Consider the following 13,408-nt stretch of genomic DNA (forward strand, 5'->3'; position numbering starts at 1 on the left):
TAATTTTAACAATAACCCTATATGGCAATTAAAATCAGAAAACAAGACGCATTAAATTACCACACACAAGGAAAACCAGGCAAAATAGAGGTTGTTCCGACCAAACCCTTATCAAGTCAGTTAGATTTGGCTCTTGCCTATTCTCCTGGTGTAGCTGAACCTTGTTTGGAAATTGCAGCTGACAAAGAAAATGTGTATAAATATACCGCTAAAGGAAATCTAGTAGCCGTAATTTCAAATGGAACAGCTGTATTGGGATTGGGCAATATCGGGCCGGAAGCCTCAAAACCTGTCATGGAAGGTAAAGGCGTTTTGTTTAAAAAATTCGCCGGAATCGATGTGTTTGATATCGAAATCGACGAAACTGATCCAAAGAAACTGATTCAGATAATCAGATCTCTAGAACCTACCTTTGGGGGAATAAATTTAGAGGATATCAAATCTCCTGAGTGTTTTGAGATAGAGCAAACACTTAAAAAAGAAATGAATATTCCTGTGATGCATGATGATCAGCATGGGACAGCGATAATCTCCGGAGCGGCTTTGCTTAATGCTTTAGAGGTGTCCGGTAGAAATATAGAGGAAATAAAACTTGTAGTAAACGGAGCGGGAGCGTCTGCGGTCTCATGTACCAGGTTTTACATGAGCTTAGGGGTGAAAAGAGAAAATATCGTGATGTGCGATAGCAAAGGAGCTATCAGGAGTGACCGTGAGGATTTGGATGATATCAAAAAGGAGTTTACCACTGAAAGGGAAGTAAATACCTTAACTGACGCCATGAAAGATGCCGATGTGTTCTTGGGACTTTCCAAAGGAAATATTTTAACTCCCGAGCAGTTGAAATTAATGGCACCCAATCCAATTGTTTTTGCTTTAGCCAATCCTGACCCTGAAATAGCCTATGATTTGGCCATGTCCACAAGAGATGACCTAATTATGGCGACCGGAAGATCCGACTATCCCAATCAGGTCAATAACGTTCTTGGTTTTCCATACATTTTCCGTGGGGCTTTAGATGTCAGGGCCACTTCAATCAATGAGGAAATGAAACTTGCCGCAGCCAAAGCAATTGCGGCAATGGCAAAAGTCCCTGTTCCTGAAATTGTCAATAAAGCCTATGGAGACAACAAAATTACATTTGGCCGATTCTATCTGATACCAAAACCACTGGACCCAAGATTGATTACAATTATTGCTCCTGCCGTCGCAAAAGCAGCAATGGACTCTGGTGTGGCCAAGACGCTTATCTCAGATTGGGAAGCCTATGAATTAGAACTTCAAGAGAGAATTGGCATTGATCAGCGATTGATGCTCAGGGTGGTGACCCGAGCCAAGAAAAATCCGAAAAGAGTTGTTTTTGCTGAGGCCGACAATGTCAAAATACTAAAAGCTGTACAGATTTTAAGAGATGAAAAAGTAGCGATTCCAATTCTTCTTGGGAATAAAGAAAAAATTGAATTCCTGATCAATGAGCAAAATCTTGATTTGACAGGGGTACCGATCGTTGACCCTTATAAGAATGAAGATAAGTTAAAGCATTTTGGCAAGGTGCTATATGAAAAGAGAAAAAGAAAAGGCCTGACACCACAGGAATGTATCAGATTAATGAAGGACCGAAATTACTTCGGAGCAATGATGGTAGAACTTGGTGAAGCAGACGCTCTTATTTCAGGTCTGACCAAGGATTATCCCAAAACCATCCTCCCTGCACTTCATGTGATCGGGGTAAAAAAAGGCATTGACAGGGTAGCCGGCATGTATATTATGAATACTGCGAAAGGACCTTACTTTTTCTCAGATACTACTGTCAACGTCAAACCAACAGCAGAGCAGCTTGTAGAAATCATCGGAATCACTGCTAATGGGGTCAAATTCTTTGACATCGAACCAAGGATAGCTGTGCTTTCCTATTCCAACTTTGGATCAGCTAAGGGTGAAGTAGCAGAAAAAACATCCAAAGCTACGATCATGGCAAAATCAAAATATCCTGATTTAGTAATAGAAGGTGAGATGCAGGCCAATGTGGCATTGAATGAAGAAATACAAATTGAAAATTATCCGTTCAGTGACTTGATCGGTAAAAAAGCAAATACGCTGATTTTTCCTGATCTGAGTTCCGGAAATATTGCATATAAATTATTGTCAGAACTTGGAAATGCTGAAGCAATAGGTCCTGTATTATTGGGAATGAACAAACCTGTTCATATATTACAGCTTGGTAGCTCCATCAGAGAAATCATCAACATGGTAGCTATTGCTGTAGTAGACGCTCAAACGCAAGAATAAGAATGATTGCATATTTAAAAGGAAAGTTGGCATACAAAGATCCGACTTTTGTTATTATTGATATCACGGGTGTAGGTTATCAAGTGAAAATTTCACTTCAAACCTATTCTCAAATAAAAGATGAGGAGCAAATTATGCTCCTCACTTATTTACATATCAAAGAAGATGGTCATACACTTTACGGGTTTAAAGAAGAATCCGAAAAAAAACTTTTTTTAAACCTGATTTCCATTTCAGGTGTAGGGCCCAATACTGCACTTATGATTCTTTCATCTCTAAATGCAGATGAATTGGAATATGCTATTATTCATGAGGAAGTCAAAACCATTCAAAATGTAAAAGGTGTTGGAATCAAGACTGCTCAAAGGATTATTCTTGAACTAAAGGATAAAATAAAAAAAGAGGCTTTGGGTGATTCTATCATTCTTCCTTCTTCATTCGGTAAATCCAACAATAAAGTAAGAGAAGAGGCGTTACAAGCCTTGTTGACATTAGGGTTTCCAAAAGCAGCTGCTGAAAAAAATATTACTGCTGCATTAAAAAATTCCGGTCAGGAAATTTCTTTGGAAGAATTAATTAAAGCATCTTTAAAAAACCCTTAATCATTACAAAACTGACAGTCTTTGTATCCGCAATTTTTTTCACAAAAAGGCGCAAATTTTAATTTCCCATCAATAGGAATCTTTTTGATGGTATGTATTTTTATGTACATGCCTGAGGCCTATTCACAAGTTGATGTGGAATCGGATAGTCTTGAAGTCAGACTTGATTCCTTGAACAAAAGAAGGATGCAACCATCCTTCCTGTTATGGCCAAATCTTAACACCAATCCACTTTTTCCACAACAGAACCAATTTCTACCAAGGTATTCTCCTTTCTACCAATTCAACATAACCCAGCCGAGAATTCAGGTAGAAATCGATTCAGTATTGCAATATCGGGTAAATGAACAATACGATTCTACGAATATAGATTCAGGGCAAATCTATGATTTTGATGAATTTTCCAAAATACAGGAATACCGGGTAAGACAGGAATATTGGAGAAGTCGATCAAGAGGACTTGACGGCGATAGTCCTGTAGGTGGCAGAAACTTAATTCCTCCTTTAACTACCAGTCCGAGTTTTGACAGGATTTTTGGTGGCAATGAAATCAATATCGTTCCTACGGGATTTGTCAACCTTGATCTCGGCGCAATTTTCAGAAGGATTGACAATCCTTCAATCCCCATTCGTCAGCAACAGAACGGCAACTTCAACTTCAACCAGCAGATCCAGATGGCCGTCAACGGCACACTTGGGCAAAAAATGAAAGTGGGTGCCAATTTTGATTCCAACAATTCCTTTGATTTTCAAAACCAGCTCAAAGTCGAATATACAGGATTCCAAGAAGATATTGTCAAGTCCATTGAAATCGGAAATGTAAGTATGCCTGTCCAGAACAGCCTGATACAAGGTGCCCAGAATCTATTTGGTGTCAAAACACAAATGCAGTTCGGAAAGCTTTTCGTAACAGGTGTAGCTTCAACCCAGCGAGGAAGAAGGGACGAATTGGTAATTGAAGGTGGTGGACAGGGAAGACAGTTCGAAATACAAGGCTCAGCCTATGATGAAAACAGACACTTTTTTTTAGGACATTTCTTCCGTGAAAATTATGAAAGATGGCTGCGTGGTCTTCCCCAAATCTTATCGGGCGTAAATATTACAAGAGTGGAAGTCTATATCATGAACCGGGCACAGAATACCGAAACCCTGAGGAATTTTACAGCATTCATTGACCTTGGTGAAGGTAACAGATTGTTCAAACCCGAAAACCCAAACATTGGTCCAGGCAATTCAGGGGCACCTTCTTCAAATGCCGCAAACCTTCTTTTTAACAATTTGAATTCAAATCCGGCATTTAGACCTTTTGATACTGGTTCGGGAGCGATGGAATCCACTTTGGATTTGGTAAAGGGTTCGGATTTTGAACAGGTAAATGGGGCCAGAAAGCTCGCTCCCACAGAGTATATTTTCAATAGAGAATTGGGCTATGTATCACTTTCAAGAAGACTTCAAAATGATGAAGTATTGGCAGTTTCTTATGAATACACCTTTAATGGGCAGGTTTATAAAGTAGGTGAACTTTCTGAAGACTATCAAAACCGACCTATCAGTGACCTGATTTTCCTTAAATTATTGAGACCCGCAAGGATCAATATCAGGATTCCAACTTGGGACCTGATGATGAAGAATGTCTATAACCTAAATGCCAATCAGATCCAGCAGGATGGCTTTCAACTTCAGGTGATTTATAGGGATGACCGTACAGGTTTGGATAACCCTACCCTGCTTGAAGGTGAGAATTTAAAAAATGTGCCTTTGATCCGAATAACAGGTTTAGATAATCTCAACCCCCAAAATGACCCCGCACCCGATGGAAATTTTGATTTTATTCCAGGGATTACCATCATACCTGAGAGGGGATTGTTGATATTCCCAGTTCTGGAACCTTTTGGAAGAACACTGAGAAATCTTTTCTTACCCAATGAGGCCAATTTAGCTGAAAAATTTGTCTTCGATACTTTGTACCGTACCACCCAAGCAGATGCTGAATTGGTCACCAGATATGACAAATATTTCATTAAAGGCCGATTAACCGCAGGATCCTCTTCGGAGATTTTGCTACCGGGTCTTAATATTTCCCCGGGATCTGTCATTTTGATGGCCGGAAATATCCCGCTTACCGAAGGTGTTGATTACACGGTGGATTATAATTTCGGAAGAGTCACCATCATCAATGAAGGAATTCTTCAATCTGGTAAAAGGATTTCTGTCAGTTTTGAAAAAGCAGATTTGGTTTCATTTCAGACCAGAAGTTTGTTGGGTACCAGGTTGGATTATATTCTCAATGACAAATTCAATATTGGCGGTACTTTCCTATACCTCAATGAAAGACCCAATATTACAAGGATTGCAACAGGAAGTGAGACATTGAGAAACAGCATGTGGGGATTAGATGCCAACTTCAATGACGAATCGAGATGGTTGACCAAGCTCGCAGACGCATTACCTTTTACCAATACCAAAGAAAAATCAATCGTGCAGTTCAGTGGAGAATTTGCACAACTTCTGCCGGGAACCTCTAACAAGGTCAATGGAGAACAAGCATCCTACATTGATGATTTTGAAACAGCCATCACACCTTACAACCTTGGTGGAGCAGCTGCACAGACCTGGCATTTGGCCGCAACTCCAAAGACAGACGCAAACACATTTGATCTCAGTCCATTGACCGAGGATAGGTTAGGAAATGCTTATAGGAGGGCAAAAATAGCTTGGTACAATATTGACAATGTTTTCTATAGAGAAGGCGGCCCAGGGGTACCAACTAATATTTCTAGAGAAGACAGGATCAACCATTATGTTAGAAGGGTTCTTCCCCAGGAGATTTTCCAAAGAAGGGATAGGGATGTTATTGTAGTTCCAGAACCACTATTTGAAATTGCCTATTTCCCTCACGAAAGGGGAATGTATAATTACAATCCAAATCTGACCTCAGAAGGATTACTGCCTGATCCAAGACTCAACTATGGTGGGGTTACCAGGCCAATTACCACAGAAGTGGATTTTGACAGGACCAACATTGAATATCTGGAGTTTTGGCTTTTGGATCCATTTATTCAAGGGCAAAATGGTAGAGTACTAGATGGTGTGTTCAATGAAAATAACACCACTGGAGGAAAATTAAGATTCAATCTAGGGGAAATTTCAGAAGATATCATCAAAGATAGTAGACACAATTTCGAAAACGGTCTTCCCAGTGACGGAGATCCAAGTGCAGTAGCTACAACAGAATGGGGAAGAATCACGAGGGAACAGTTTCTGATTCCGGCTTTTGACAACTCACCAGAATCAAGGGTAAATCAGGATGTAGGTCTGGATGGATTGAGAAGTGAAGATGAGGCTGAATTCTATAGTGACCGATTTATCAACCGCCTAAATGTCAGCCCAAATGCCTTACAAAGAATCACTCAGGATGCTTCTGCCGATGATTTCCAATATTATCTGGATGAAGAATTTGACATAAACGATGTAAAAATCCTGGAGCGGCATAAAAAATTCAACGGTATGGAAGGTAATACTCCGATTACTGCCAATGTTAACCTCCCTTATACACCTTCAGGTTCAAACCTTCCCAATAATGAAGATTTGAACAATGACAATACGATCAATGAGTTAGAGGCATATTATGAATATGAAATAGACCTTAGGCCAGGTCAGATGGAAGTGGGAAGAAATTACGTTATCGATAAAGTAACGACAACCCAAAGCGGAGATCAGGTCGATTGGTATTTGATCAGGATACCTGTCAGAACCCCTGATAGGGTTCAGGGTGATATCTCCGGGTTTAAATCCATCCGATTTATGAGGGCCTATTTGACGGACTTTGAGCAGCCTGTGGTACTCCGAATGGCTAATTTCAGGTTGGTGGCCAGTCAGTGGCGTGTATTCCAGGAATCACTTTTTGACCGTGGTTTTTTTGAAATACCTGAGCCTGACAATTCCAACTTCAATGTGGATGTAGTCAATATAGAAGAAAATGGTCAGGGAAGTGCAACCCAGAGCCCTTATGTTCTTCCTCCTGGAATAGTAAGGGACAGGGATAATCTAGCTTCAGTAGAAAGGGTCCTCAACGAGCAATCCATCAGGCTATGTGTGGAAGACCTTCAGGCCAAAGATGCAAGAGCCGTTTTCAAAAATGCAAGTTCCTTGGACCTTGTACAGTTTGAAAGACTCAAAATGTTTTTCCATGCTGACAGTGATGATGCCCAGGATGGAGAGCTGACTGCTTTCCTTAGGATGGGAACTGATTACACGGACAACTATTATGAAATTGAGGTTCCACTTCTCATCACTCCGAAAGGAACAAGAGACCCACAACAGATATGGCCTGCTGAAAATGAAATTGATATTGCCATCAATGAAATCGTAGGTGTAAAAATCAATAGGGATAACCAGCGGGTTCCATTAAACCTGGCCTTTTCCCAAGATGTCCGCCAATACAAGGTTACAGTGGTGGGACGTCCTGAACTCAGTCTTATTCAGGGCATGATGATCGGTATCAGGAATCCCGGAACTGCCGGTGGTGCTTCCAAATCCATCTGTATTTGGGCAAACGAATTGAGGGTTACCGGATTCACTGAATCATCAGGTTGGGCGGCCAATGCCATCCTGAATGCTCAGATCGCAGATGTAGCGACAATTTCAAGTTCGATCAGACATAGTACTTTTGGATTTGGCGGACTGGAAACAAGACTTTCCCAAAGGGCAATGTTTGCCGCAACCCAATATGATATTTCAGCAAATGTCAGTGTGGACAAACTCCTACCTGAGGCCTTGAATGTTACCATTCCAATGTATGTCAGTATGGAAAATGCAATCAGCAGACCACAATATGACCCCTTAAACCCTGACGTACTATTTGATCGGGCATTGGAGAAATTCCAAACGCAGGCAGAAAGGGAATTTTATAGAGATCAGGTACTTGACCAGATGAGGAGAAGGAACATCGGATTTACCAATGTCCGGAAAAACAGAAATCCTGAAAGGGAGGTGAGCAAAATCTACGACCTCAGCAATTTCTCCTTTTCCTATGCTTATGGTTCTGTCAAACAAAGCAATATCAATACCCAAAGTTATGATTTTGAAACCTATGTCGGAAACGTCGCCTATGTCTATCAACCCAAACCATTGGTCCTGGAGCCATTCAAAAATGCTGAATGGTTGGGCGGAAGTAATTTCAATCTCATCAGAGATATCAATTTCAATTTTGTACCCACCTCTTTTGCGGCGAGGGTAGATGTGGACAGGCGATTTATCAGGACCCAATACAGAAATGACCAGCTCACTACAGATGGTGTGGATCCTTTCTTCCAAAAAAGCTTCTTTATCAATCGGAATTACAACCTAAACTGGGATCTGACCAAAAACCTAAGGGTTGACTTTATTAGTAGAATAATGGCAGTTATCGATGAACCTGAAGGAGATCTGGATACAGAGGCCAAAAGGGATTCCGTAAGAACCAATATCCGAAATCTTGGAAGAACTACCAATTATAACCATCAGGTAACCGGCAATTACAAAATCCCATTGGATAAAATAGGAATGCTGGATTGGATCGGGGCAGATTACAGGTATTCAGCAAATTACACGTGGCTGACCGGTGCAATCGGCCAAAGAGACACACTGGGAAATGTCATTCAAAATACCCGGGACCAAACTATAACCGGCAAACTGGACTTTGTCAAACTATATAATAAAAATGCCAAATACAGGGCTTTGAATGCACCAAAAAGACCGACCATACCAGGGCGAACCGCAGTAAGTGCCGAGGATACGATTGGTACACCATTCACAAGGGGATTGATCAAATTCCTGACTATGGTCAAAGACATCAACTTCCGCTACTCGATAGTGGAGGGAACATTTCTTCCTGGCTATATGGCTGAGACGGGGCTAATGGGACTGGACAGGAGTTTTATGAATCCGGGGCTAGGGTTTATTTTCGGTGGACAAAACCCAGATGTCAGGTTTGGACTTGCAGACCAGGGATTGATTGCCCCCAGTACCGAACTCACTCAGCTGTTCAGACAAAACCAAACCAGAAACCTTCAAATTACAGGAGTGGCGGAACCAATTCGGGATTTCAGGATTCAACTTGATGCCAAAAAAAGAGAGACTGGAGAATTCAGTGAAATATTCAGAAACAACCCAGAGAACCCAGGAAATTTCCAATCCCTTAGTCCCAATAGAATGAGTGGCTATAGCATTACTTATTCCATGATACGGACTACCTTGGCCAGGGATGACCAAAATAATAACTCCCCCATTTTCACAAATTTTGAACAGAACAGGGGAATTATCCAATCAAGGCTAAATGCCCAAAATCCAGGTGGGGAATACTCCATAAACGGTCAGGATGTGCTGACGATGGCATTTCTATCCGCATACTCAGGTAAAGACCCATCCACTATTGCCCTTAATCCATTCCCAAGGATCCCCATCCCCAATTGGAGGGTAGACTATAAAGGACTGGGTCAGATCCCTGCCCTGAGGGAATATTTTTCAAGCATCAACCTGACCCACGGATATGCATCAACCTACGAGGTTAGCAACTTTTCCAATTCATTGTTGTATCAAAATGGACTTGAATTATACAACAGGATTCAAAACTTTCCGGGAGCAAGTCTAACCAATGAGTTCGGTGAATATATACCCATCTTTATTTTAAATCAGGTGGTTCTTTCTGAAAGATTCTCCCCGCTACTTGGTGTTGACTTATTGACAAAGGACAGACTCAGTATCAAAATGGAATACAATTCTGAAAGAAACATTGGGTTGAATTTTTCCAATGCACAGGTGACTGAACAAAACAGCAGGGATTTCGGTTTTGATTTGGGTTATACCAAAGCAGGTGTAAAAATCCCTTTCAAAATCCAAGGTAGGCAGGAAGTTCTACAAAACGATTTGCAGATAAGGATCAATACACGGGTAGTTGATACGCGCCAAGTTCAAAGAAAAATCGATGAGGGTAGCACTGTGACCAATGGAAACCTTAATTTACAGATAAGACCAACAATCGGTTATGTAGTCAATAAGAGCCTCAATATAACTTTCTATTTTGATAGAACGGTCAATGACCCAAGAGTCACCACCGCCTTCAGAAGAAGTTCTACTGCCTTTGGTGGACAATTAAGATTTAATTTAGCACAATAGGTTTTTACATTTGGTGAAACCTTGTATTTTTGGAATCCTTAAAAATAATAATATGAATTTCCCTAAAGAACTAAAGTACACCAAAGACCATGAGTGGGTTAAAATTGAAGATGGAGTTGCCACAATAGGCATAACTGAATTTGCGCAAAGAGAACTTGGTGACATTGTCTATGTTGAAGTGGAAACTGTAGGTGAGACCATTGCCGCAGGAGAAGTTTTTGGTACCGTGGAAGCTGTAAAAACAGTTTCTGATCTTTTTATGCCACTCGAAGGCGAAATCATAGAATTCAATGAGGAACTCGAATCATCCCCTGAACTGGTGAATGAATCTCCTTATGAAACTGGCTGGATGATCAAAGTGAGGATTACAGGGGAAATACCGGAAGATGAACTTCTTTCACCGGAAGATTATTCTGAATTGATTGGAGCCTGATCCTGTTTTGAGAATCAGAAGATTAATTCCAGCGGTACTATGGCTATTGATGGTTTCGTTGGCGATGTTCACTCCGGGAAGATCTTTACCAAAACTGCCTGAATTTTCATTTGGAGATAAGTTAGGTCATTTTTTGCTGTTTGCGGTTCTCTCCTTTTTATGGCTAAGAGTAGGCACCATAAATGAAAAAAGGGGAATAAATACAAGAATTTTAATTACTAATTTATTAGTATTCTGCTTTATTTTCCCTATATTAGCAGAGTATTTACAACAATTTGTCCCAAATCGAACCTTTGACTACATGGATATTGTTGCAAATTTAGTAGGAGGCGCATTCGGCTTTATTGTCTTTTTTATTTTATATAAGGCAAACAACAGGCTTGTATAAATTAAAATAAATGGCTAGAATTGTTATTCCTTACGCATCAAATAAATTATTAACCTTATAATTAACAACCATGGAAGCTAAAAAGACGCCTAAAGCGGATTTGACCAAGAGAACAGGGATGTTCATGAATCTTGGTTTGCTCATTAGCGTCGGATTGGTCCTATTTGCTTTCGAATACAAGTCTTTTGACGAAAGAAATTTGAAAGATCTTGGGCAAGTAGCCGATGATTTTGAGGAACTGTTGGACATTCCGATTACGGAACAGCCACCACCACCACCACCACCAATCGAGCAGCCTGTTATTCAGGAGATTCCTGATGAGGTTGAAATCGAGGAAAAAATCGAAGTGAATTTCGATGTGGACGTGAAAGAAGAAACTGTCATCAAAGAAGTAGTCATTGCTGATGCTCCTGTAGTGGAAAAAGCAGATGAGATTTTTGATGTTGTGGAAAACTCACCTGAATTTCCGGGAGGAATGGAAGCTTGGAACAAGTATTTGAGCAATAACCTTAAATATCCGACCCAAGCTAGACGTATGGGTGTTGAAGGTACTGTATATGTAGTGTTTGTTGTGAACACTGATGGTTCAATACAAGACGTTGAAATCCTCAGAGGAATTGGAGGAGGTTGTGATGAAGAAGCACTCAGAGTGGTCAGTGGAGCTCCAAAATGGACCCCTGGTAAGCAAAGAGGACGTCCTGTAAGAGTAAGGATGAGACTTCCGATAAGATTTAAACTTGGATAAAATATAAAAGGGGCTATAGCCCCTTTATTTTTACATTATATAACTAATTTTTTATTCTATTATATTTGATTTTAGTTCATTTATAACTAAATTCATGGTGTACCAAATCTTGTATCCATGGAAACCAAAAAACATCCCCAATTGGAATTGACTGACAAAAGATCATTGTTTTTCAATTTAGCTTTAGTCATCAGTATATCTCTCGTTTTATTCGCATTTGAGTGGAAATCTCCAAAAGAAGAAAGATCCCCTTTCTCTGCCATAGAATTGGAACTATGGGATAATACTCCTGATATACCCATTACTGTTCAAGAATTACCGCCTCCTCTAGTTTCCTCACCGATCATTATTGAAATCGATGATGATGCAATCATTACAAAAGACATCCCCAACATTGATATCAATATTGATGAGTCCATGGTTTCACCTGTACCCTTTATGCTGATTCCTCCGCTTATCGAAATTGGGGACGAAGTATTGGACTTCACCGAGGTAATGCCCCAACCTATAGGTGGCATGGCAGCTTGGAACAGTTACCTGAATAAAAATCTAAAATATCCCACCCCGGCCAAAAGGATGGGTGTAGAAGGAACTGTCTATATTTCGTTCATTGTAAATACGGATGGAAGCATCAGCGACGTGGAGTTGTTGAGAGGAATCGGTGCAGGATGTGATGAAGAAGCCATCAGGGTTATCACCAATGCCCCTGCTTGGAATCCCGGCAAACAAAGTTCCAGACCTGTTCGTGTCAGATTGAGGTTGCCAATTAAATTTAGGCTTCAATAAAAGAGAAATAACCGAACTTCATTGGGAGTAATAGCATTTACTATTTCCTTACATAGTTCTTAAAAAAAGCCCTGATAGGTAAATGTATTAGGGCTTTATATTTATAAATTCAATTATTTTATTCTATTTGATTATCCTTAAAGCCATTTACCAAAAATAATTTTCACTCCAAAGTGATTGCCCCATTTGGTTTGTCCATTGTCATAAGAAAAATAAGTTCCGCCCAGTTGAAGCCCGAAACTCAAGGCAAATTTATTATCAAACAATAAGTTGTAACCGGGCTCAACCCAAAGCCCAACATTATTATGTTCTTCCTTCCGATTTCTTGTCAGGCTCACAATAGGTGCAACAAATAATCCTTTTGAACTTTCCTTTTTATCTTGCTTTGCTTTAAAAAATATTGGCAGAGCTGTCTCAATCCCAAAATGGCTTATTTCATTTCCCTCATTTCTAATTCCAAGGTTACATATTGAAGTAAGTCTTAAGTCAAAAATATTTGTCAAAGGTGTTTGATAAACGATTGGGATTATGTTTATATCCAATTCTCCCTTTTCATAAAATGGTTCCACAGTGACGCTTGGATTGATCCCAATAAAGTTGGATCTATTTCCACTTTGGGCTATTAGTGGATTGTCAAAGTAAAACCAAATGAATATCAAAAATATAACTTTCTTTATCCGTAGTCTCTTTGTCATCAGAGGAATTCAGTTTTCCCTTAAAGTACAGCATATTCGTCGGATTAAAAATTTATCGGTGCATTTTATACATCGCTTAGGTTGTTTATTCGTAGCAATGACCTTCTTTATGCTTAAAGGATCTTTTTGAAATCTGAGAAGTGACGGGGTTTTTACACCAATTTCCATAAGGATGCTAAAAATATTTATAGCAATTTTTTTATAATCCAAAAAACCAAAGCGATAACCAGAACGACTATTATTATCCCCATCCACATGCCGGCTTCGAAAATATCACCAATCACACTGCAGCCGGTAAAAGTGGTCAAAATAAGGAAA

At 40.0% G+C, this 13,408-nt stretch carries 8 protein-coding genes; 7 read left to right on the forward strand and 1 reads right to left on the reverse strand.

Annotation, left to right across the window (positions count from 1 at the left end; genetic code table 11):
• Positions 1–21: 21 nt before the first annotated feature.
• From ACEW8U_RS11955 to ACEW8U_RS11985, 7 genes are all read left to right on the forward strand, one after another.
• Complete coding sequence (locus ACEW8U_RS11955; protein ID WP_373522274.1) at positions 22–2,286, forward strand: NADP-dependent malic enzyme; 2,265 nt, start codon at positions 22–24, stop codon at positions 2,284–2,286.
• A gap of 2 nt (positions 2,287–2,288) precedes the next feature.
• Positions 2,289–2,888, forward strand: a complete 600-nt coding sequence (ruvA, locus tag ACEW8U_RS11960) for a Holliday junction branch migration protein RuvA (protein ID WP_373522275.1) — start codon at positions 2,289–2,291, stop codon at positions 2,886–2,888.
• A 108-nt stretch (positions 2,889–2,996) separates the two neighbouring features.
• A complete protein-coding gene (sprA, locus tag ACEW8U_RS11965) occupies positions 2,997–10,043 on the forward strand; it encodes a cell surface protein SprA (protein ID WP_373522282.1) in 7,047 nt (2,348 codons plus the stop codon).
• Between the two features lie 52 nt (positions 10,044–10,095).
• Positions 10,096–10,476, forward strand: a complete 381-nt coding sequence (gcvH, locus tag ACEW8U_RS11970; protein ID WP_373522276.1) for a glycine cleavage system protein GcvH — start codon at positions 10,096–10,098, stop codon at positions 10,474–10,476.
• A 7-nt stretch (positions 10,477–10,483) separates the two neighbouring features.
• Complete coding sequence (locus ACEW8U_RS11975; RefSeq protein WP_373522277.1) at positions 10,484–10,864, forward strand: VanZ family protein; 381 nt, start codon at positions 10,484–10,486, stop codon at positions 10,862–10,864.
• Between the two features lie 70 nt (positions 10,865–10,934).
• A complete protein-coding gene (locus ACEW8U_RS11980; protein ID WP_373522278.1) occupies positions 10,935–11,609 on the forward strand; it encodes an energy transducer TonB in 675 nt (224 codons plus the stop codon).
• Between the two features lie 117 nt (positions 11,610–11,726).
• Positions 11,727–12,395, forward strand: coding sequence for an energy transducer TonB (locus ACEW8U_RS11985; RefSeq protein ID WP_373522279.1), 669 nt, complete (start codon positions 11,727–11,729; stop codon positions 12,393–12,395).
• A gap of 137 nt (positions 12,396–12,532) precedes the next feature.
• On the opposite strand, the gene ACEW8U_RS11990 is transcribed toward ACEW8U_RS11985, so the two are convergent.
• Positions 12,533–12,964, reverse strand: a complete 432-nt coding sequence (locus tag ACEW8U_RS11990; protein ID WP_373522280.1) for a hypothetical protein — start codon at positions 12,962–12,964, stop codon at positions 12,533–12,535.
• Positions 12,965–13,408: the final 444 nt, after the last annotated feature.

This window comes from Aquiflexum sp. (assembly GCF_041751335.1).
GTDB lineage: Bacteria > Bacteroidota > Bacteroidia > Cytophagales > Cyclobacteriaceae > Aquiflexum.